Genomic DNA, 21,920 nt, shown 5'->3' with positions numbered 1-21,920 from the left:
CGGAGCCGGTCACGTCTGTGCCGTCGGGCGTCTGAGCAGCGCCCGGATCGGATGCCACAGCTCCTGGACGAGGTCCGGGCCGCCCACGGCTCCGGCCACCGGCGCCGTGCGCCATATGAGGCCGTCCGGGTGGTGCAGGACCGCCGTGATCTCGTCCGGGGTCGGCGGGGCGGCGTTGCCCCGCAGGTAGACCGCGCGCAGTCCCAGGTTGCGCAGCCTGGTCAGGGCGCGCGCCCGGTTCTGGGCGTGGACGAGAAAGCGCACGCTGCCCTCCGGAGCGGCGGGGCTGGGCAGGTTCAGTGCCACCACCACCGTGCCGTTCGGCAGCTTGCAGAAGCCTCCTGCGGCCATGCGGTCATACCCCCGAGTCAGCCTGGGTCGGTCCGGGCCTCGGACCCGGTGTCAATAAGAGAACCACAGGACGCACCTAAACACGGATCGGCGGCGACCCGCCAGGGGGTCACCGCCGATCATGCTCTGACCTGGGCAGATGCTAATTACCTGCCCGCGGGGCCGACCTCGAGCTCGATCGTCGAGCCGTTCTTGGCCTCCTTGAGAATCTTGATCTTCGTGTTGGTGTCAGTGATCTTGACGCCGCCGGTCGGGTTCGACTCGTCGTAGTAGTCGCTCTTGCGGTCGTTGAAGACCGAGACACCCTTCGAGCCCGGGAAGTACTTCGCCACGTCCGCCTTGTGCAGCGTGACGGCGTCCGTGCGGTAGAGGCTGAACGGCGAGTCGTACGACTGGACGCGGTTGCGCAGCAGGGTGCCGTCCTTCCACTTCATCGCGGTCGGGTGCGAGTCGATCGGCAGGACGAGACCGGTGCCCGGGTGCTGGCTGGTGTTGTTGTCCGCCTGGGAGGTGTCCCACTTCCAGATCAGCAGGCCGTTCTGGTACGCGTAGTGCTCCACCCAGTTCGGGCGCTCCGTGAAGCCGAAGTTGTACGGGCCGGTCTTCAGCGTCTTGTCGTACGACACGTACTGCCGGTTCTCGGCGATGTAGTACTGCGCGTAGTCCTTGGTGAAGGACGCGCCGACGCGGGAGAAGCCGGTGGCCGTCCAAGCGGCGTCCGCGGTCTCGGCGTTGTCGGTGAAGAGCGCCTCGCCGTCCGCGGTGACCTTGATGGCGTCGGCCGTGAAGCCCTTCTGGGCCACGCCGCCGTCGGTCTGGTAGCGGAAGCGGAGGTCGATCTTCTTGCCCGTGTAGGCGTCGAGGGAGTACGCGAACTTCGTGTACGCGTCGAGCGTGCCGTGCAGGGCCGGCTTGTCGGCGGCGTCGCGCGGGATCGGCTGACCGTCCACCGTGCCGTCGACGGCGGTCCAGTTGGCGCCGCCGTCGGTCGAGACCTCGGTGTAGAGGTAGTCGTAGTTGGCCTCGATGTCGTACCAGCCGTCGAAGGTCAGCTCGGCCTTCGACTTGCCGGTGAGGTCGACCGAACGGCTCAGCGTGTTCTTGAGGTTGTCACCGCTGCCGCTCCACCACTGGGTCTTGCCCTCGGCCGGGGTGGTGATCTCGGTGGTGACCGCCTTCTTCGGCAGCTCGACGACCAGGCCCTGCTTGTGCTTGGTGTTGTACTCCGCCACCCCCAGCTTGTGCCAGGAGTTGACCCCGGCCTTGGCGGTGTCGTAGTTCAGCCAGCCGAGCTGGAGCTTGTCCCAGGCGGTCATGTCGCCGGGCAGGTCGCCGATCTCGTTGCGACCGGTGCCGAGCCAGGAGCCGGACGACATCAGCGTCCAGAAGCCGGTGGAGTTGTCGCCGCCGGCGGTGTCGTAGTGGTCCGGCAGACCGAGGTCGTGGCCGTACTCGTGGGCGTAGACGCCGAGGCCGCCGTTCTCCGGCTGGATGGTGTAGTCGCCGACCCAGACACCGGTGGAGCCGATCTGCGAGCCGCCGAGCTTGTTCTGCTCGGGGCCGGTGGCGCCGGCGTCGGTGCCGAAGGCGTACCAGCGGTGGGCCCAGATCGCGTCGGTGCCCTGGGCGCCGCCGCCCGCGGACTCGTCCTCGCCGGCGTGCACGATCTGGAAGTGGTCGATGTAGCCGTCGGGCTCGTTGAAGTCGCCGTCGCCGTCGAAGTCGTAGCGGTCCCACTCGTCGAAGCGGGCGGCGTCGGCCTTGATCTGGGCGTCGGTGCGGCCGGCCGCCTTCTGCTGCTCGACCCAGGCGTTCAGGCCGTCGCTGACGACGTTCCACACGCTCGGGCAGTTGGTGTCGCCGCAGTCGTTGTTGCCGTAGCGGGCCTCGTTGTAGGGCACCTTGACCCAGTCGGAGACCTCGCCCTCGACCGAGTAGCGGCCGGAGGACTGCTTCTCGTAGTAGGTCTTGACCGAGTTGACGCCCTTGCCGGAACCGAAGTACAGGTCCTGGAAGTGCTGCTGGTCGTAGTCGGCCTTCCAGGCCGTGGAGTTGTCCGTCCTGCGGTCGGGCTTGGCTATCTGGTTGTGCAGCGGCCCGGGGTCGCCGCCGTAGCGGCTGTCGACCTCGTCCCCGAACTCGACCAGGATGGTGAAGATCTTGTCGGTCTTCTCCCGGCCCAGCTCGACGTACTTGGCGTCGCCCTTCTTGCTCTTGAGCTGGACGACGTTGGAGCCGTCCTTCTTCTTCACCGAGGCCTTGCCGGATATGACCTGCTTCAGGGCCTCCTCGCGCTGAGCCTCCTGAGTTTCGCTCATCGGGCCCTTGAGGTCATGGGAGTCCATGCCCTTCGCGGGGTGCGGGTCGTGGCGGTCCACGGCTTCCGGCCGGGCCGGCGAGTCCGCCTGTGCCACGCCGGCCGCGGAGAGCGTGGCGGTGGCTGCGGCGAGTGCGACGGTGGTCGCCGCCGTTCTGAACTTCCAGGATCTGCTGGTCACTTGAGTTCCTCCCCCGCGTCCACGCGCGCGGATGGGGGGACAAGGACATGGCAGAGTCCGCGCACACGTGTTCAACGCGTGTAGTCAAGTGACGACATTTGACTAGAGGTTCACCGGAAAAGACAGACCTTGACTTGAGCAGAACAAGTGCACTATGCGGAGCCGAGGTTCGCTTTGCGGACACCGAATCGTGACCGTTGTGGCCGCCGGGGCCGCCGTGGCGCCCCCCGACGGGCGCGCGGGACCGTCCACTTCCCGGACGTCATGAATCCGTGCGCCCCCCGTGCATCGGTCCTGTCGGTTAGGTCATGCTTACTGCTGGTTCCACTCGGGCACACAGCGGGTTAGAGTCGCTTGGCGGAACGCCCGGAAGCCGGCGGAAAGCCAGGTCGACAGCACGTCTCACCCCCAGATTGTCTTCACGAGGACACGATGGCCATGCCCCGTCCGACTGCCGCACAGTTCGCCTACGGTTCGTGCACCGTGATCTTCTCGACGCTCGCCATGCTGCTGCTGTCACAGACGAGTTCGGGCTCCGGAATCACCGTCATCGTCGTCGCGGCGCTCGCTCTCGGGCTGCTGGTCGCCATGACGGTCCCCCTGCCCAGGACGCGCACGGTGACCGCCGTGCCGGCCCGCAGGCCGGCCGCGGCCCAGGAGCCGGTGCCGGCGGCCCGGGTCTCCGCGGGGGCGCGCGAACCGGCCCGCGGCCGCGCCGCCTGACACTCGCCTTCCAGGGTCTCAGCGGTCTCAGCGGGCGCTGACCACCACCGTCTTGGCCGCCTTGTCGTGCAGGCCCTGCTTGTAGGGCCGGTCGAAGAAGCTCCAGCCGCCCGCGATGATCGTCCAGACACACGCGCAGCAGAAGGCGAACGGGATCCACAGCACCAGGGCGCGGATCAGCGACGTCTGCACGGACGGCGTGGCGCCGTTGTCCAGGTTGGCCACGCGCAGGCCGAGCCACTTCTTGCCCAGGGTCTGGCCCGTCTTGCTGGTCATGTAGGTGTCGTAGGCGATGTAGAGCACGGCGGCGATCAGCGACTGCCCGAACGACTTGCCGATCTCGACCTCGTCGCCGTCCACTTGGTACTCCTGGACGTTGAAGGCCCAGCTGAGCAGCCAGACCACGATGCCCACGAGGATCATGTCGATGATCCTCGCGAGCGTGCGCCGTCCGCTGTCGGCGAGCGGCGGCATGCCGGCGAGCGGATCGGATCCGCCACCGTACGGATCACCGCCGTAGGGTCCGCCGCCACCGGGGGGTGGGGCGCCGTACGGTCCGCCGCCACCGGGGGGCGGAGCCCCGTAGGGCCCGCCGCCACCAGGGGGCGGAGCGCCGTAGGGCCCGCCGCCACCGGGAGGCGGCGCGCCGTGGGAGCCTCCGCCGCTGGGAGGCGGGGGCGGGTTGTTGTACGGCGAGCCCGCGTCGCCCTCGCCGGGGCCGGGTTCCGGACCCGGCCCGGGGGACGAGGGGCGCTTCCTGAACGGGTCGTCTTCCGGCGGCTGCCCGCCGGAGCCGGGGGGCGGTTCACTGCTCATGGCCCGAGTCGACCGCGAACCCCCCGACGGCGCATCCGGCGAGCCGCCGTCCGGAGTACGGGTGCCTCCGGCGGCGGGGCCGAGGGCTCATCGCGGTCGGCTGCGGGTGGGTGGGGGCTGGTCGCGCAGTTCCCCGCGCCCCTTATGGGGCGCGTCCACTGCACGTGCCTCAAGGGGCGCGGGGAACTGCGCGAGCAACCACAACCCACCCGCAGCCGACCGCGAGACAGACGCCCCCCGCCTCTCGCCCAGCTAGCCCGCGACAAACGTGCGGGATGCCTTGTCGTGCCAGCACTGGTGCCACGGGCGGTCGAACAGGCACCACGCGACGCCGACCACGCCCACGACCAACAGGCCGGGGACGCTGTACACCAGCCAGCGGCGCAGGGCCGCGCCGAAGGACGGGGGCTCGTGGGCCTCGATGTCCCGTACCTCCAGGCCGAGCAGCTTCTTGCCCAGGGTGCGGCCCCACTTGGCGGTGGGCAGCGCCTCGTAGACGACGCCGAAGAGCAGCAGGACGGCCAGGACGATGCCCAGGTACATGGACGTCGTGCCGTCGAGCAGCCATACCGTGACCGTCTCGCCGGAGAGCTTGGCCTCGTCGATCTTGCCGTTGACGTGGTCGACCGCCTTCATGCCGAGGGGCACGGCGGCCACGCCCGTGACGCCCGCCAGGACCACGGTGTCGATCAGCCGGGCGGCCAGCCGCTTGCCGAGCCCGGCGGGGCGGGCCTCCGCCTGGCGCCGGGCGGCGGCCTGGAACACGTCCTCGACCGGCGGCTTCCAGGGCGTGACGGGCTGCTCGTCCCCGCCGGCGCCGGCGAGCCGGTGCACCTGCTGTGCCCACGAGGACTGGCCGCCGCCGGGGCCGGCCGCGAGCGGCGCCGAGGCGGCGGGCTGCTGCGGCGAGGCGCCAGGCTGCGGGGCGGCAGGCTGTGACGGGGCGGGCTGTGCGGCGGCAGGCTGCGGGGCGGCGGCTTGGTGGGGGACGGACGGGCCGGTGGGGCCGCCTGTCTGCTGAGGGCCGGAAGGGGCTGTGGGAGCGGGGGCCTGTGCTGCCGCCGCTCGGGCGGCCGCGGCCTTCCCGGCGTTGAAGCCGGGGCCGCCCGAGGCCGCGTGCGGGGAGATCGCGCGGAAGGTCATGGTGCCCTCGTCGGTGGCGGCACCCCCGTCCGAGGCGCCCGGGGCCTGGGCGCCCTGGGACCCGGCCGTCGGCCGCCGGAAGACGAAGGTGTTGCCCGACCCGGCCTCCGCCTCGCCGGAGGACGCGGTCCCCGCCGAGGCGTCCGACCGCCTGGAACGGGCGTCGTCGCCCTGCGCGGACCGGGCGTCGGCGGACCGCCCGCCGCCCGCGGGCCCTCCGGGTACGGCGCCGCCACCGGCGGCCCCGGCCGGGGCTCCACTCGCCGCCCCCGCACCGGCACCGGCACCGGCGGGTCCGCCAGAAGCATGCCCGGCCTGGGCACCGCCCACCGCGCCCGCACCGGGACCAGCACCGGCTCCAGCGGGACCGCCAGAGGCATGCCCGGCGTGAGCACCACCCACCGCGTCCGCGCCGGCACCGGCACCGGCGGGACCGCCAGACGCATGCCCGGCGTGAGCACCACCCACCGCGCCCGCACCAGCACCAGCACCAGCACCAGCACCAGCACCAGCGTGACCGCCAGACGCATGCCCGGCCTGGGCACCGCCGCCCGCCGCGCCCGCGCCGGAGCCCGGACGGGCCGAGCCGCTGCCCGCGTCGGCGGGGCCGGGCTCGGCCGTCGCTCCGCCGGCCGGTCCCGCGCCCCGGGCGTGCGGGACCCTCGGGTCCGCGCCCTGGGCGGTGCCCGGCCAGGCGACGCGGTGGTTCGGATCGTCGGCGAAGCCGGACTGGCGGGAGCGGTCGGCGCCCCAGGCCGTCGCGGGTTCCGGGCGGCTGCCGTGCTGGGACGCGGCGCCGGGCGGCTCGTCGACCGGGTCCTCGTCGAAGAAGTGCGGGCCGGTCTCCTCGACGGAGGGCCGCGCGCCGGGCGGCGGCGCGAGCGACTCGCCGTCCTTGGGGGCGGGGCGGCTGGTGCCCGGCACCCAGGAGGCGCCGTTCCAGTACCGGACGTATCCAGGAATGGACGGGTCCGGGTAATACCCTTCGCGGGGCCTGTCGTCGCCGGGGGCCGGGGTTGGGGCGCTCATGTCCGTCGTCCCGTATCTGCTCGGGGGTTGATATGGGGGCTCAACATCTATCAGACGGGCGCAATCCGCACCGCCGGTCCCGCCGGACCCACCCCTTTCCGGGCAACCTCTGCATGGACCTTCACACCGGGGACAGAGGTTGGAAAAAAAGTTCCGCGAACCCGCGTAACGCTCGCGGCCCCGGCCGCTCTCACTCGTGCGGGCCCGTTCCAGGCGGCCCGTGCGGACCCGTACGAGAGAGGACAACCCCGCCATGCACCCCAACCCCACCGTCGTGGAACGCGAACTGGAGCTGCGGCTCATCCTGTCGCCCGAGCGCGGCATCCCGGTACCGGCCCTGCTCGGCTACCACACCGACGACCCGTACGCCGTCCACATCACCTTCCACATCGACTCCGGCCACCCGGTGCACTGGACGTTCGCCCGCGATCTGCTGGTGGAGGGGGTGTTCCGGCCGTGCGGGCACGGGGACGTGCGGGTGTGGCCGTCGAAGGCGGACGGCCGCAGCGTGGTGCTGATGGGGCTGAGCAGCCCGGACGGCGACGCCCTTCTGGAGGCGCCGACGGCGCAGGTGTCGGCCTGGCTGGAGCGGACCCTGCGAGCGGTGCCGCCCGGCACGGAGGGCGGACAGCTCGGTATCGACGACGGGCTGGCCGAGCTGCTCGCCCGGTGACGGGGAGGAACGGTCAGAAGAGCTTGCCCGGGTTGAGGATGTCCAGCGGGTCGAAGGCCTGCTTGACCGCCCGCTGCATCTCCAGGCCCACCGGGCCGATCTCCCGCGCCAGCCACTCCTTCTTCAGGACGCCCACGCCGTGCTCGCCGGTGATGGTGCCGCCCAGTTCCAGGCCGAGGGCCATGATCTCGTCGAAGGACTCGCGGGCGCGCCGGGACTCGTCGGGGTCCTGGGCGTCGAAGCAGACGGTGGGGTGGGTGTTGCCGTCGCCCGCGTGGGCGCAGACGCCGATGGTGAGGTCGTACTTGGCGGCGACGCGCTCGATGCCCTCCAGCATGTCGCCGAGCCGGGACCGGGGCACGCACACGTCGTCGATCATCGTCGTGCCCTTGACGGCCTCGAGGGCGGTGAGGGACAGGCGGCGGGCCTGGAGGAGGAGTTCGGACTCGGCCGCGTCGTCGGCGGGGACCACCTGCGTGGCGCCCGCGGCCTCGCACAGCGCGCCGACGGCGGCGAGGTCGGCGGCCGGGTCGGCGGTGTCGAAGGCGGCGAGCAGCAGGGCCTCGGTGGTCTCCGGCAGCCCCATGTGGGCGAGGTCGTTGACCGCCTTGACGGTCGTACGGTCCATCAGTTCGAGGAGGGACGGCACGTGCCCGCCCTCCATGATCCGGCAGATCGCGTCGCAGGCGGCGGTCGCGGAGGCGAACTCGGCGGCCAGCACGAGCTGCTCGGGCGGCTTGGGGCGCAGGGCGAGGACGGCCCGTACGACGATGCCGAGGGAGCCCTCGGAGCCGACGAACAGGCGGGTGAGGTCGTACCCGGCGACGCCCTTCGCGGTGCGGCGGCCGGTGGACATCAGGCGGCCGTCGGCGAGGACGACGTCCAGGCCGAGGACGTACTCGGCGGTCACCCCGTACTTGACGCAGCACAGGCCGCCGGAGGCGGTGCCGATGTTGCCGCCGATGGTGCACATCTCCCAGCTGGAGGGGTCGGGCGGGTAGTACAGGCCGTGTTCGTTCACCGCGCGGGAGAGCGTGGCGTTGACGACGCCCGGTTCGACGACGGCGACGCGGTCGACCGGGTTGATCTCCAGGATGCGGTCCATCCTGGTCAGCGAGAGCACGATGCAGCCGTCGCTGGCGTTGGCCGCGCCGGACAGGCCGGTGCGGGCGCCCTGCGGGACGACGGGGACGCGCAGCGCGGTGGCGGTGCGCATCACGTGCTGGACCTCCTCCACGGTGCGCGGCAGGACCACCGCCGCGGGGGCGCCGGCCGGGCAGAAGCTCGCCATGTCGTTGGCGTAGGAGGCGGTGACGTCGGGGTCGGTGAGGACGGACTCGGCCGGCAGGCCGGCGAGCAGCCGGTCGACGAGGGTGCCGGAGGCCGCCGTGACCGCTCCGGCTTCGTGGGCTGCGTCGTCTTTGTCGCGAGGCGCTTCGATACGGCTCATGATCGGAGGTTCGCACCCGGGGGCCATCGGTGTGAACCCCGTCGACGGCACCCGGCGCAAGTCCCGGTGTGATCGTCGCATTGGCGCACAGTAAGCGCCATGGAGGTCATGAAGAGGGAGACCGAACACGGGTGGCGCGCACGCCGCCGGAGCCGGGTGCTGATCGCCTCCGTCGCCGGGGCGGTCGTACTCGGCGGGGTGCTGGTGCTGCTCCCCTGGGGCGGCGGCGACGCTCCCCCGCCCGCGCCGGGGCCGGCCGCGCTGGCGCGCGGGGCGGTCACCACGGGCGTGCCGGCCGCGCTGCCCGACCTGGCCGTGCTGATCGGCGACCGGGAGACCCATCTGCGGGCGCATCCGCTGGACGGCGTGTCGTGGGCGGTGCTGGGGGCGGCGTACGTCGAGCAGGGCCGGCGTACGGCGGACACCGCGAACTGGCCGAAGGCCGAGAAGGCGCTGCGCACCTCGCTGAAGGTCGGGGCGGAGCGCAATCCGCAGGCCCTGGAGGGGCTGGCGGCGCTGGCGGTGGCGCGGCGGGACTTCCCCGCGGCGAAGAAGTGGGGCGAGAGCGCGGTCGAGGCGGCGCCGAAGCGGTGGACGGCGCACGCGGTGCTGATCGACGCCTACACCGGTCTCGGCGATCACAAGGGCGTGGGGCGGGCCCTGGACAAGGTGATGGAGCTGCGCCCGGGGACCCCGGCGGTCAGGGCGCGGGCCGCGGCCGTCTACCGGGACCGGGGCTGGCGGGAGGACGCGGCGGCGCAGATCTCCGACGCGGCGGCGGCCGCCGAGGCGCCGGCCGAGCGGGCGGCGTATCTGGAGCAGGCCGGGCGGCTGGCGTTCGAGCGGGGGGACCGTCAGGAGGCGCTGCGGTTCTTCCAGGAGGCGCTGCGCACGGACCCCGACCAGCGGGCCGCGCAGGCCGGGCAGGCGCGGGCGCTGGCGGCGCTGGGCCGGACGACGGACGCGCTGTCGGCGTACCAGGCGGCGCTGGCCAAGCTGCCGAGCCCGGAGTACGCGCTGGAGCTGGGCGAGTTGTACGAGTCGCTGGGGCTGGACCAGGCCGCGCGGGTGCAGTACGACCTGCTGCGGGCGCGGGTGCGGGGCGCCGAGGCGGCCGGGGTCGACGAGGAGCTGGTGCTGGGGCGGTTCGAGGCGGACCACGGGGACCCGGCGGCGGCGGTGCGGCGGCTGCGGACCGAGTGGGGGCGGCAGCCGGGGATCGCGGTGGCCGACGCGCTGGGCTGGGCGCTGCACCGGGCCGGTGCGGACGAGGAGGCGCTGGAGTTCGCGACGATCGCGACGGACGGCGACCAGGGCGGCGGGGTGCGCAGCGCGCTGCACGTGTTCCACCGGGGTGTGATCGAGAAGGAACTGGGGCGGTACGGGCCCGCGCGGCGGCATCTGCGGGAGGCGCTGATGATCAACCCGTACTTCTCGCCGCTGCGGGCGCCGGATGCGGAGCGGGAGCTGGCGGAGCTGGGCGAGCCCTCCGTGGAAGACCCGCCCACCTGATGATCTGCCTTTGCGGACCTGATGTCAGAGGTTGCCGCGCCTCTCCTGCTCGCGCTCGATCGCCTCGAACAGGGCCTTGAAGTTGCCCTTGCCGAAGCCCATCGAGCCGTGCCGTTCGATCATCTCGAAGAAGACGGTCGGGCGGTCCTGGACCGGCTTGGTGAAGATCTGCAGCAGGTAGCCGTCCTCGTCGCGGTCGACGAGGATCTTCAGTTCGCGCAGCGTCTCCACGGGCACCCGGGTCTCGCCCGCCCACTCGCCGAGCGTGTCGTAGTACGAGTCGGGCGTGTCCAGGAACTGGACGCCGGCCGCCTTCATCGTGCGTACGGTGGCCACGATGTCGTTGGTGTTCAGCGCGATGTGCTGGACGCCGGCGCCGCCGTAGAACTCCAGGTACTCGTCGATCTGCGACTTCTTCTTGGCGACCGCGGGCTCGTTGATCGGGAACTTGACCTTGAGGGTGCCGTCGGCGACCACCTTGGACATCAGCGCGGAGTACTCGGTGGCGATGTCGTCGCCCACGAACTCCTTCATGTTCGTGAAGCCCATGACCTTGTTGTAGAAGCCGACCCACTCGTTCATGCGGCCGAGTTCGACGTTGCCGACGCAGTGGTCGACGGCCTGGAAGGTGCGCTTGGCGGGCGGCTCGACCATAGGCTGGGCGGCGGTGTAGCCGGGCAGGTAGGGGCCGTCGTAGCCGGTGCGCTCGACGAGGGTGTGCCGGGTCTCGCCGTAGGTGGCGATGGCGGCGAGGACGACGGTGCCGTGCTCGTCCTTGACCTCGTACGGCTCGGCGATCGAGCGGGCGCCGTGCTCGACGGCGTAGGCGTGGGCGGCGCGCGCGTCCGGGACCTCGATGGCGAGGTCGACGACGCCGTCGCCGTGCTCGGCCACGTGCCGGGTGAGGAAGTTCCCCCACTCGGTGGCGGGCTTGATCACCGAGGTGAACACGAAGCGGGCGGAGCCGTTCTCCAGGACGTAGCTCGCGGTCTCCCGGCTGCCGTTCTCCGGTCCGGAGTAGGCGACCAGCTGCATGCCGAAGGCGGTGGAGTAGTAGTGCGCCGCCTGCTTGGCGTTGCCCACGGCGAAGACGACCGCGTCCATTCCCTTGACCGGGAAGGGGTCGGCCTGCCGGGCGGTGTCGGGAGTGTGGTGTGTGGTCTGCGTCATAGCCGCAGGGTCTCCCGCGTCTGCAAGGTGCGCAATAGTTTGCGTCTTCACTGGGCAACCTGACCAGTGATACAGCGATCGGGCCGGGCGATCTGTACAGGATGACCAGGGTTACCGGCCGGGAGGGCGCGGGCATGGCGATCGATCGACTGGACGGGCGGATCATCGGGCTGCTGGCCCGGGAGCCGCGGATCGGGGTGCTGGAGATGTCCCGGCGCCTGGGCGTGGCGCGCGGCACCGTGCAGGCGCGGCTGGACCGGCTTCAGTCGAACGGAGTCATCCGCGGCTTCGGCCCCGAGGTGGATCCGGCGGCGCTCGGCTACCCGGTCACCGCGTTCGCCACGCTCCAGATCCGGCAGGGCCAAGGCGCCGACGTACGGGCCCACTTGGCCACCGTGCCGGAGGTGCTGGAGCTGCACACCACGACCGGCACCGGGGACATGCTGTGCCGGCTGGTGGCCCGCTCGAACGCCGATCTCCAGCGTGTGATCGACCTGGTTGTCGGTTTTGATGGCATCGTCCGGGCCTCCACGGCGATCGTCATGGAGAACCCCGTTCCGCTGCGGATCATCCCGCTGGTGGAGCAGGCGGCCGAGGACAGCGGCAGACGCGACTGAGACCGGCTCCCCGGCCGGCCCGAATCCCGGAGGTGAGCGGCGGTGAACTTCTGGGAGTTCCTGGGCAGCCGCCACCAGCAGCTGCTCACCGACGCCTACCAGCACGCCAGCGCCGTCTTCCAGTGCATGGTCGTGGCGACGCTGCTCGGGGTCCTGATCGGCGTAGCGACCTACCGCAGCGACTGGGCGGGGAACCTGGCGACCCTGACCACGTCGACGATCCTGACCATCCCGTCGCTGGCCATGATCGGTCTGCTCATCCCGATCGTGGGGCTCGGCGTGCCGCCGACGGTGACCGCGCTGGTCCTGTACGGGCTGCTGCCGATCGTGCGCAACGCGATCGTCGGCCTGCGCGGGGTGGACCCGGCGCTGGTGGACGCCGCTACGGGCATCGGGATGTCGCGCGTGGCCCGGCTGCTGCGGGTGGAGCTGCCGCTGGCCTGGCCGCCGATCCTCACCGGCATCCGGGTCTCGACGCAGATGCTGATGGGCATCGCCGCGATCGCCGCCTACGCCTCCGGTCCGGGGCTCGGGAACGAGATCTTCCGCGGGATCGCCTCGCTGGGCAGCAAGAACGCGCTGAACCAGGTCCTCGCGGGCACGCTCGGCATCATCATCCTGGCACTGCTGTTCGACGCCGCGTACGTCCTGCTCGGACGGCTGACCATTCCCAGGGGGATCCGTGTCTGAGACCACCGGGACGACCGGTCACAGTGCCGCCACCGGGGCGACCATCGAACTGGACTGCCTCACCAAGCGCTACCCCGGCAACCCGCAGCCGGCCGTCGAGAACGTGTCGATGGAGATCAAGGCCGGCGAGACGGTCATCTTCGTCGGCCCCTCGGGCTGCGGGAAGTCGACCACCCTGAAGATGATCAACCGGCTGATCGAGCCCACCGGCGGACGCATCCGCATCGACGGCGAGGACGTCACCGACATCGACCCGGTGAAGCTGCGCCGCAAGGTCGGCTACGCCATCCAGGCCTCCGGTCTCTTCCCGCACATGACCGTCGCCCAGAACATCGCGCTGGTACCGAAGATGATCGGCTGGTCGAAGGCGCGGATCCGGTCGCGGGTGGAGGAGATGCTCGACCTGGTCGGTCTTGACGCCGGGGAGTTCCACGGCCGGTATCCGCGCCAGCTGTCCGGCGGCCAGCAGCAGCGGGTGGGCGTGGCGCGGGCGCTGGCCGCCGACCCTCCCGTACTCCTGATGGACGAGCCGTTCGGCGCGGTCGACCCGATCACCCGGGACCACCTCCAGGACGAGCTGATCCGGCTCCAGCACGAGCTGCACAAGACGATCGTCTTCGTCACCCACGACTTCGACGAGGCGATCAAGCTGGGCGACCGCATCGCCGTGCTGCGCGAGCGCTCCCACATCGCGCAGTTCGACACCCCGGAGGCCATCCTCACCAACCCGGCGGACGACTTCGTCTCCGGTTTCGTGGGCGCCGGGGCGGCACTGAAACGACTGAACCTGACCCGCGTACGGGACGTGGGGATCACCGACTACCCGACGGTGACCGTGGAGGACCCGCTCCAGCACATCTTCAACGCGCTGCGGGCGGCCGGCACCAACGAGATCCTGCTCCTCGACCGGCGCCGCCGCCCCTACAAGTGGCTCAGGCGCGGCGACCTGATGCGGGCCAAGGGCTCGCTGGCCCGGGCCGGGACGCTGGTCCACGACACGGTGACCCGGGACGCGACCCTGCGGGACGCGCTGGAGGCGGTGCTCACCGACAACACGGGCCGGGTCGCGGTCACCGGGCGGCGCGGCGAGTACGAGGGCGTCGTCGACATGGAGACGCTGCTGAACTCCGTGCACGAGCTGCTGGAGGCCGACCGGCTGGACGCGCTGGAGCACCAGCACGACCTGGAGGAGGCCCGGGCGGAGCAGACCCATGCCGAGCAGGAGGGCTTCGGAGGGGAGGCGAAGGCGTGAGCAGCACTTCCGGCCCTTCGTCCGGCTCCTCGTCCGGTCGGCAGCCCGAGAGCGAGCGCGAGACCGGGGGGATCGCCTACGACGACGAGGACGAGGTGGAGCAGGAGCCGCGCCCGCCGTCCCCGGCGGCGACGGAGCGGCGGGTCGGCTGGCGGAAGCTGACCTTCCTGCCCGCGGTCCTGATCGCCGTACTGCTGGCGACCTGGCTGTGGTTCCGGCAGGCCGACCTGGACGCGCTGAGCCGGAACGCCCTGTCGGACGGGCAGGTCACCAAGGCGCTGTGGCAGCACGTGCAGCTGACCGTGATCTCCACCTTCTTCGTGCTGATCATCGCGATCCCGCTGGGCATCCTGCTCACCCGCGGGTTGTTCCGGAAGGCCACGCCGGTGGCGATGGCGTTCGCCAACATGGGCCAGGCGACCCCGGCGATCGGCCTGCTGGCGCTGCTGGTGATCTGGCTGGGCATCGGCCGCCGGGCCGCCCTGATCGGCATCATCATCTACGCCGTCCTGCCGGTGCTCTCCAACACCATCGCCGGCCTGAAGGCGAACGACCCGACCCTGCTGGAGGCGGCCCGCGGCATCGGCATGTCCCCGCTGGGCGTGCTCACGCGCGTGGAGCTGCCGCTGGCCGTCCCGCTGATCCTGGCCGGCGTGCGCACGGCCCTCGTGCTGAACGTCGGTACGGCGACGCTGGCCGTCTTCGGCGGGGGCGGCGGGCTGGGCGTGCTGATCACCACCGGGATCACCAGCCAGCGGATGCCGGTGCTGGTGCTCGGCTCGATCCTCACCGTGGCCCTCGCGCTGCTGGTGGACTGGCTGGCCTCGCTCGCGGAACTGCTGCTGCGGCCTCGTGGCCTGGAGGTGCGGACATGAGCAGGCGGTTCACGGCACGGCCCCGGGGCCTGCGACGCCGTACGTGGCTGGTGACGGCGGCGCTGCTGGTGGCGGCCTCCGGCTGCGGGCTGACCAGCGGCTCCCCGATGGTCGACGACGTCGGGCCCGGCACGATCGGGAAGGGCCGGCCGCTGGAGGGCGCCGACCTCACCGTCGTGTCCAAGCAGTTCACGGAGCAGCTGATCCTCGGCGCGATCATGGGCATCGCCTTCCAGGCGGCCGGCGCGGAGGTGCTCGACCGCACCGGCATCCAGGGCTCCGTCGGCACCCGGGCGGCGGTGGAGAACGGCGACGCGGACGCCACGTACGAGTACACGGGCACCGCCTGGATCACGTACCTGGGGCACGCCGAGCCGATCGCGGACCCGCGCGAGCAGTGGGAGGCCGTGCGCGAGGAGGACCTGAAGAAGGGGCTGACCTGGCTGCCGCCGGCCGAGCTGAACAACACGTACGCGCTCGCGATGAACCAGGCGAACTACAAGAGGTACCGCACGAAGACCCTGTCGGAGGTGGCCGAGCTGTCCAAGTCCGACCCGGCCGCGGTGACGCTGTGCGTGGAGGTCGAGTTCGCCAACCGGGCGGACGGGCTGCCGGGCATGGAGAAGGCGTACGGGATGGACATCCCGGCCGGGAACGTCACGGACATGGACACCGGGATCATCTACACGCAGACGGCCGACGGCGCCTGCACCTACGGCGAGGTGTACACCACCGACGGGCGGATCAAGTCGATGAACCTGGTGGTGATGGAGGACGACAGGAACTTCTTCCCGAACTACAACGCGGCGCCGATGGTCCGCACGGACGTCCTGAAGAAGTGGCCGGCGATCGCCGACGTCCTCGCTCCGGTCACCGAGGCGCTCGACAACGACGTGGCGCGGACGCTGAACGCGAAGGTCGACGTCGACGGCGAGGACCCGCACCAGGTGGCGCTGGACTGGATGGTCGAGAAGGGTTTCGTGACGGAGGGCTGAGCGAGGGTGAGCGGGGAGCCCCGCCCCCCTCAGCAGGTGGGGACCTCGCCCTTGCCGGTCGCCAGGGCCTCGAGCGAGTCGACGGCCCCGTCGAGGGTGGTGACCGGGATCAGCCTGAGCCCCTTCGGCAGCTCCGCCCGCGCGTCCGAACACTCCGCCTTCGGCACCAGGAAGACCGTGGCCCCGTCCCGTCGCGCGGCCTGCGTCTTCAACGGCACACCGCCCACGGCGCCGACCTTGCCGCCGGTGCTGATGGTGCCGGTACCGGCGATGACCCGGCCGCCGGTGAGGTCGCCGGCGCCCAGCTTGTCGACGATGCCGAGGGAGAAGAGCAGTCCGGCGCTGGGGCCGCCGACGTCCTCCAGGCGCAGCTCGACGTCGACGTCCGCCTCGTCGAGGTCCAGGTGGGCCAGCGCGGCGGTGGTCGCCGCGTCCTGGGACTCCCGCATCTGCTCCTCGTTGTACTCCTCGATCTCCTTGACGTCGTCGCCGCTCGGGTAGACGGCGTCGCGCGGCATGACCGCCCGGTCGGTGTCGAACCAGCTGCCGAGCACGTCGCCGAGCTGCACGCTCGCGTCGGGGCCGGTCGCCTCGATGGTCGTCATCCGCAGCTGACCGCTCGTCTCGTGCGTGGGCGCGCCCTTGATCGTGATCACCGGGGCGCCCTGGTTCCGCCCCAGCACGTCGGCCGTCAGGCCCGGCCGCGCCACGGAGAACGGCAGCGGCGCGAACACGGCGGTGGCGAGCAGCGCCACGACGGGGAGACCGCAAACGGCGAGGGCCTGGGGGCGCGTGAGACGAGAGAGCACGGGGTCAATCTAACGCGCCGCCCCCACCGCTCCGGTTGCGGGCAGACATGCGACTCCCTGAGAGCACGCTGCTCAATGCCATTCCGCAGGATCGAGGGAGGCAGCGACGAAGCCGTCCCCCTGGGAAACGATCAGGTCCGGCTGCTCCACGAGCCGCACCACCCTGCCGGGATCGAATTCACGGAATTCGAACACGAAATGTTCCGAAACGGCGGGCCGATCCAGCGGGAAGCCGTCGAGGTCGACCGACGAGTTCGCCCGGTCGGCACCCTGACAAAGAACCGACACAAAGAGGGGAAAATAATCCACCTCCAGGAGCCGATCCGCCTCCTGGATCACGCCCGCGATTCCAATGCCGCCCGTGACCTCTTCACACAGGTCGTCCAGACAGTCGACCAAGGCATCCCAGTTGTTCCCGTAGTAACCGGGGAAGCGGAGAGTCTTCGCAAAGGAGTGATGGATCCCTCGCTCATCCAGAAGCTGATGGGAGTCGAAGTAGTAGCAGCGCCCCCCTTTACTCTCCAACCGGGCAAGTTGCTCTCGAACCACAGCGGACCCGTGGGGAGCAAAGACAACCCAGGGTTCCGAGGTGCTCGTAATGTCAAAATCGGTCATGTGCCGCATCACCCTGTGAACTCACCGACGTAGTAGAAGGTCCCGTAGTGGTCTGGCGTGTAATAGGCGGGCCCGGGGCCGTCCTTTGGGGTCAGTAGACGTTCAGGACCTCTGATTTCCTTTCCACAGCCCGGCGCACTGCACTGCGGAAGGTCAACCTTGGCGTTGACGTCCCATTCCTTGTACTTTCCGCCTGGCAGGGCGGACTTGTTGTTACCCCAGTTCGCGTTGCCATGATAGCCGTCGACCTTTCCGATGCCACCGGGCCTGGCATTGACCTTGTTCAACATGTCCAGGGCGTGTTGAGGTGCCGGGCCGGGCAGAAGGCCGAGCCCGTCAGGACTGCCCGTGTCTCCGCCATGCTGATGACACAAAGGCGCGAGCCCCAGTGGGTCGGACCAACTGTGCGGGTTGTGCACGTAGGTCATCGGGTTGGGTGCCGGTAGGAGACCGAGGGGGTCAGGACTGGTGTAGCGAGCGGTCTCAGGGTCGTAGTGACGGTGATGGTTGTAATGGAGACCGGTCTCCGGGTCGTGATACTGGCCGGGAAACCGCAAGGGGGTGTACGCGGTCGCGTCCCGGTTCCACGCCGTCGTTCCCCAGAGAGTGGACCGTTTGTGCCACGCGATCTCTCCGTCCGGTGAGACCAGCTCTGTCGGCGTGCCGACCAGGTCGGTGACAATGGCGAAAAAGCGCTCGTCGACGCTTTCCTGGGGTGCGTCGACAGCCCAGAGTCGCTCGGCCTGGCTCACAGGAGAGAGCCCGTCGTGGTTCCAGGTGAGCGTGGTCTTCCTGCCGGTATCACCTTGCTCGGTGGTCTGTTCGCAGAGAGAGTTGCCGTCCCAGGTGAAAACCGTCCGTTCCTCGACGGTTTCACCATCGGCACCGAGACGGAGTTTGGCGGTCCGTCTGCCCAGAGGGTCGTAGGTGTACCGCCAACGACTGCCATCCGGCGTGACAACCGCTGTGAGACGGTCCTCGGCATCCCATTCGTACCGCCAGACATCGGGCTTACGCGAGAGACGCGTCTTGCGGCGCACGATGACGCGCCCCAGGGCGTCATGCTCGTAATGGACCCCTCCGGCCCGCGTCAACCTCGTACCTGTGTACGCGCGCGGTCCGACGGCCTCATGATCAGGGTCCCGCACCGGCCATTCTGCCTCGCTCTGGTTCCCCGCGGAGTCATAGGCGTAGCGCTCACTCCGACCGGCCGCGTGCACGGCCGTGACGCGGCCATGGAGGTCCAGGTCGAACTGTCGACTGCCTCCGCGGGAGTCCTGCACGGCCGTGAGGTAACCGTCGGATCGGTAGGTATAGGAACGCTCTGCCACGAGGCGGTCGCCCGGAGCCGTGCAGCCCAGCGCGGTCAGCCGGTCAAGACTGTCGTAGCTGCGGGTAAGGGCGAGCGCGCCGTTCACTCGGCGGACGACTTCGCGGTTCGCGGCATCGTGTGAGAAGTCGACGGTGTGCCCGGCCGTCGTCAATTGGGTGACGCGCCCTGCGGCGTCGTACTCCCATCCGCTGCGGGCGCCCGAGGGGGTGATGCGCAGTGTTCGATTGCCGGCGGCGTCATAGGCGAAGCTGGTGGTCCGGCCGTCGACGGTTTCGCTGATCCGCCGACCCATGGCGTCGAGCTCGACGTGCAGGCTGCTGTCCGCGCCGACGGCCCTGGTCAGGGAGCCGTTCGACGTGTACGTGTATGCGGTGGTCACTCCCTCCACGTGCTTGGCACTGATCTGCCCCAGGCTGTCCCGCTCGTAGCGCGTGCTCTGCCCGAGAGCGTTGGTTCGGCCGGCGAGGCGGCCCGCCGCATCGTAGGCGTAGCGAGTGGTGCGGCCGTCGAAGTCGGTTTCCGCGAGAAGTCGGCCGGCGGCGTCGTACGTGTAGTCCCAGGTCAGTTCCTGCGGATTGGTAACTCGTGTCAAACGGAGCTCGGCGTCGTGCGTGAAGGCGTAACGCTCGCCTCCTGGAGCGGTGCGGGCGCTGAGCCGGTCGAAGTGGGTGTACTCGAACATGCTCACCCGACCGGTGGCGTCGATGTGACGGACACAGTTGCCTTCGCCGTCGTACTCCCAGTGTTCCTGCGTCCCGTCCGGGTAGGTCCGCCGGGCGAGTTGGCCCTCGACGGTCCACTCGAGGCGGGTCACATGTCCCAGCGGGTCGGTCACCGCGCTGATCCGGCCGAAGGGAGTGTACGCGTAGTGAGTCGGGTGGCCGAGGTCGTCGGTCACCGACAACGGAAGCCCGGCGGCGTTGTTCTCGCAGCGGGACCCTCGGCCCGATGAGTCCCGGGCCTCGACAATGGCTCCATCCCGCCCGCGTACGAAGTGGGCGGTCGTGCCGAGCGGGTCGGTGACGGCTGTGACGTTGCCGCGTTCGTCATGGGTGTACTGCCAGAACGTACCGTCCGGCAGGGTGATCGCGGTTGGGGGTCCATCGTCTTCGTAGGCAACGTGGACGACTGAACCGTCCGGTCGCGTCACAGCGATCGGCTGCCCCAACTCGTTGTTCACGAAGGTCGTGGTGAAGCCGAGTTGATCCGTGGTCGATGTGACGTGCTGGTGCGGGTCATAACTGGTGGCGACCATGCCACCCATCGGGTCGATCTCAGCCACCACCAGGCATCTGTCATCCACGATGAACCGAGAGACAGCTCCGCCGGCGGTGTTGAGAGTGGTGACTCGGCAGTCGGGCCAGGCAGGGTCAAAACCGTCGTAGTCAAGGCTGATCGTGACATGTCCGGCCTCGCCACCCTCCATGACACAGCGATCACGGTCGTCGTAGCTGTACAGGTAGCTGCGGTCGTTGGTGTCGGTCCAAGAAGTGACGCGCGCTCGTTCGTCGTAGGCAAACCGGAGCGGCCTGCCGGAGGAGTTGCTGACGGCGGCGAGGTTGCCGTCGGCGTAGTCATAGCGCTTGATGACGATGTCCGTGCCATCCTCCGCTGCCCCCGCAAGGCTGAGGGCGGTGACACGCCCTTCCTCGGTGGTGAGCTTCAGGTGATAGCCGCCGGAATGCCGGATCGCGAGGGGCGTGCCGTAGTCGTCATAGGCGAAGGTGATCGTGTGCTGGTTGCGGTCGGTGATCCGAGCCACCAGTGCGATGCCGTCGGAGGTGGGACGGGCGAAATGACGGGTGTGCCCGGTGAGCGGGTCGTCGATGCGGTAGCCACCGTCGTCCGTGCGGGTCAGTGACAGACGAGGCCCGGCGTCGGGCGCCACGGCTACGCCCGGGCCTGCGGAGTGGGGGTAGGTGAGGAGCAGACCGTCCTCAGTGACGAAGACGACGCCTTCCTCATCGACTTCCAGGCGCTGGTCGACGGTGGACGCCCAGGTCGATCCGAACCACCAGCCACACCGGTAGTCGGAAGCGACCCGGCGGCTGAACGCCAGGGGCAGTAGCCCTGGCAGGTCCACGTCGGTCTGCGGCAGGTACATGGCGCCCGTGGCCATGTCGATGGGGTCGCTGCCCTTCGAACGCACCAGGTTCCTGGCCCGGTCGTAAGCCCCCTTGGCGCCGTCGGCAACCATCCCGCGGGCGTTCTTGCCCAGTCCGCGCAGGGCCAGGCCCGTGCCCTTCAGCCCGCCCTTGATCCCCTTCATCGCCGCCATGCCACCCTTGAGCCCCTTGGCGAGGCCACCGAGGGTCGTCAAGCCCTTCATGCCGGGTATGCACTCCAGCGCGGCCAGCCCCACGTCCCATAGGGACGCCTGGCCCTTGCTGTATTTGTAGAGTGTGTCCGCCAGCACCACGAGCGCGGCAACGAGCACGATCGCACCGAGGATCGGTCCGCCGATGATCATCGCGACGATGCCGACGACGGCGACGACGACCTTGCAGACCGCGACGATGGTGTCCCAGTTGTCGGTGAACCAGTCGCCGACGTCCTCCCACCACGAACGGTTCTGGATACCCGCGTCCGACGCCTCGTCGATCCTGTTCTTCGCGTCGCGAGCGGCGTCGTCGCGCATCTTGCGCGCGTCCGCGGCCATCTTCTTCGCGGCGTCCAGCGCGCTCTGCGCGGAGTCCACGGCCGACTGCGCGTTGGTCTGCGCCGTCTTGGCATGCTGGACGTCCCGCGTGGCGGCACGGACCTTGCCCTCGTCCGGCTTGTCCGCGTCCGACTTGCTGCCCGTCGGATCGTCCTTGTACTTGTCGGCCTCCTTCGACGCCCGCGTCACCCACGAGTCCGCCGAGGACAGCTTCGACTGGGCGGAAGTGAGGTCGTCGCGGGCTTCCCGCGCCTTGCGCAACGCCTTGTCCGCCAGTGCCTGCGCCCGCTCCAGCTTCGGCCAGAAGTCGGCGAGGGCGTCGCCGCACATCCCGTACGACTTCTCGAGCTTGGTGAGGTTCTTCGGTACGCCCGAGAACTCCTCCTTGAAGACCGTCGCGGACTTGCCCGCCCACTCCGCGAGGGTGCCCTCCCCCGCCATGCCCTTGACCAGACGCAGCGCGTCGGACACGTCGTCGGCGAAGTCGTGCAGCGTCTTGGCGAGCGTGCGCACCCGCTGCGGATCACCCGGGGTCGGGTCCTTGTCCAGGTCCAGGACATGCCAGTCACTCGGCCTGTGGCCCACCATTCCGCTACCCCCGTCGACGCACGCGCCTCATCAACAACCGTAGGCACACGTGAACTTACAAGGCACGGGCATTCGAGAAGAAGCTGGGCCGCATCAGTGGACCGGCGGGATGCCCAGTTCGG

17 protein-coding genes are annotated in these 21,920 nt (G+C 70.2%); 8 read left to right on the top strand and 9 right to left on the bottom strand.

Annotated elements, in window-relative coordinates; translation table 11 throughout:
* Nucleotides 1-9: 9 nt before the first annotated feature.
* Nucleotides 10-351 (bottom strand): hypothetical protein, encoded by a 342-nt coding sequence (locus tag RI578_RS24855; RefSeq protein ID WP_121747220.1) that lies wholly within the window; start codon nt 349-351, stop codon nt 10-12.
* A gap of 146 nt (nt 352-497) precedes the next feature.
* The gene (locus tag RI578_RS24850) at nt 498-2,849 is read right to left on the bottom strand and encodes an immune inhibitor A domain-containing protein (RefSeq protein WP_310873136.1); all 2,352 of its coding nucleotides are present in this window, start codon (nt 2,847-2,849) and stop codon (nt 498-500) included.
* Nucleotides 2,850-3,281: 432 nt separating this feature from the next.
* Between RI578_RS24850 and RI578_RS24845 the strand changes: the two genes are divergently transcribed.
* Nucleotides 3,282-3,572 carry a hypothetical protein gene (locus RI578_RS24845; protein WP_310873135.1) on the top strand — a complete coding sequence of 97 codons (291 nt, stop codon included), beginning with the start codon at nt 3,282-3,284 and terminating at the stop codon, nt 3,570-3,572.
* Between the two features lie 27 nt (nt 3,573-3,599).
* Here RI578_RS24845 and RI578_RS24840 read toward each other — a convergent pair whose 3' ends face one another.
* Nucleotides 3,600-4,388 carry an RDD family protein gene (locus tag RI578_RS24840; protein WP_310873134.1) on the bottom strand — a complete coding sequence of 263 codons (789 nt, stop codon included), beginning with the start codon at nt 4,386-4,388 and terminating at the stop codon, nt 3,600-3,602.
* A 252-nt stretch (nt 4,389-4,640) separates the two neighbouring features.
* Nucleotides 4,641-6,560 carry an RDD family protein gene (locus RI578_RS24835; protein ID WP_310873133.1) on the bottom strand — a complete coding sequence of 640 codons (1,920 nt, stop codon included), beginning with the start codon at nt 6,558-6,560 and terminating at the stop codon, nt 4,641-4,643.
* A gap of 253 nt (nt 6,561-6,813) precedes the next feature.
* Here RI578_RS24835 and RI578_RS24830 point away from each other — a divergent pair, with 253 nt between their 5' ends.
* Nucleotides 6,814-7,233: an SsgA family sporulation/cell division regulator gene (locus RI578_RS24830; RefSeq protein ID WP_310873132.1), complete on the top strand. Its 420-nt coding sequence runs from the start codon at nt 6,814-6,816 to the stop codon at nt 7,231-7,233.
* A gap of 13 nt (nt 7,234-7,246) precedes the next feature.
* Here the strand turns inward: RI578_RS24830 and RI578_RS24825 are convergent, their stop codons facing one another.
* On the bottom strand, nt 7,247-8,683 hold the full coding sequence (locus RI578_RS24825; RefSeq protein WP_310873131.1) for an FAD-linked oxidase C-terminal domain-containing protein: 1,437 nt from the start codon (nt 8,681-8,683) through the stop codon (nt 7,247-7,249).
* Between the two features lie 99 nt (nt 8,684-8,782).
* On the opposite strand from RI578_RS24825, the gene RI578_RS24820 reads away from it, so the two are divergent.
* Complete coding sequence (locus tag RI578_RS24820; protein WP_310873130.1) at nt 8,783-10,195, top strand: tetratricopeptide repeat protein; 1,413 nt, start codon at nt 8,783-8,785, stop codon at nt 10,193-10,195.
* A 24-nt stretch (nt 10,196-10,219) separates the two neighbouring features.
* Here the strand turns inward: RI578_RS24820 and hppD are convergent, their stop codons facing one another.
* A complete protein-coding gene (gene hppD / locus RI578_RS24815; protein WP_310873129.1) occupies nt 10,220-11,365 on the bottom strand; it encodes a 4-hydroxyphenylpyruvate dioxygenase in 1,146 nt (381 codons plus the stop codon).
* 134 nt (nt 11,366-11,499) lie between these two features.
* Between hppD and RI578_RS24810 the strand changes: the two genes are divergently transcribed.
* From RI578_RS24810 to RI578_RS24790, 5 genes are read left to right on the top strand one after another with little or no spacing between them, the layout of a single operon-like run.
* Nucleotides 11,500-11,982 (top strand): Lrp/AsnC family transcriptional regulator, encoded by a 483-nt coding sequence (locus RI578_RS24810; RefSeq protein WP_121747227.1) that lies wholly within the window; start codon nt 11,500-11,502, stop codon nt 11,980-11,982.
* Between the two features lie 42 nt (nt 11,983-12,024).
* Nucleotides 12,025-12,672, top strand: a complete 648-nt coding sequence (locus RI578_RS24805; protein ID WP_310873128.1) for an ABC transporter permease — start codon at nt 12,025-12,027, stop codon at nt 12,670-12,672.
* Nucleotides 12,665-13,924, top strand: a complete 1,260-nt coding sequence (locus RI578_RS24800) for a betaine/proline/choline family ABC transporter ATP-binding protein (RefSeq protein WP_310873127.1) — start codon at nt 12,665-12,667, stop codon at nt 13,922-13,924. The genes RI578_RS24805 and RI578_RS24800 overlap by 8 nt, the downstream gene beginning before the upstream one ends.
* Nucleotides 13,921-14,799 (top strand): ABC transporter permease, encoded by an 879-nt coding sequence (locus RI578_RS24795; RefSeq protein WP_310873126.1) that lies wholly within the window; start codon nt 13,921-13,923, stop codon nt 14,797-14,799. The genes RI578_RS24800 and RI578_RS24795 overlap by 4 nt, the downstream gene beginning before the upstream one ends.
* 29 nt (nt 14,800-14,828) lie before the next feature.
* Nucleotides 14,829-15,794: a glycine betaine ABC transporter substrate-binding protein gene (locus RI578_RS24790; RefSeq protein ID WP_310875852.1), complete on the top strand. Its 966-nt coding sequence runs from the start codon at nt 14,829-14,831 to the stop codon at nt 15,792-15,794.
* A 29-nt stretch (nt 15,795-15,823) separates the two neighbouring features.
* Here RI578_RS24790 and RI578_RS24785 read toward each other — a convergent pair whose 3' ends face one another.
* The 3 genes from RI578_RS24785 to RI578_RS24775 all read right to left on the bottom strand — a co-directional run bounded on the left by RI578_RS24785 (nt 15,824) and on the right by RI578_RS24775 (nt 21,798).
* Entirely contained in the window at nt 15,824-16,603 is a 780-nt protein-coding gene (locus RI578_RS24785; protein WP_310873125.1) for a S16 family serine protease, read from the bottom strand.
* 72 nt (nt 16,604-16,675) lie between these two features.
* On the bottom strand, nt 16,676-17,218 hold the full coding sequence (locus RI578_RS24780; RefSeq protein WP_310873124.1) for a barstar family protein: 543 nt from the start codon (nt 17,216-17,218) through the stop codon (nt 16,676-16,678).
* Between the two features lie 8 nt (nt 17,219-17,226).
* The gene (locus RI578_RS24775) at nt 17,227-21,798 is read right to left on the bottom strand and encodes an RHS repeat-associated core domain-containing protein (RefSeq protein ID WP_399061298.1); all 4,572 of its coding nucleotides are present in this window, start codon (nt 21,796-21,798) and stop codon (nt 17,227-17,229) included.
* Nucleotides 21,799-21,920: the final 122 nt, after the last annotated feature.

Origin of the sequence: Streptomyces sp. BB1-1-1 (assembly GCF_031597775.1) — a bacterium.
Lineage (GTDB): Bacteria > Actinomycetota > Actinomycetes > Streptomycetales > Streptomycetaceae > Streptomyces > Streptomyces thinghirensis.
This window is presented reverse-complemented; position numbering and strand designations above follow the sequence as displayed.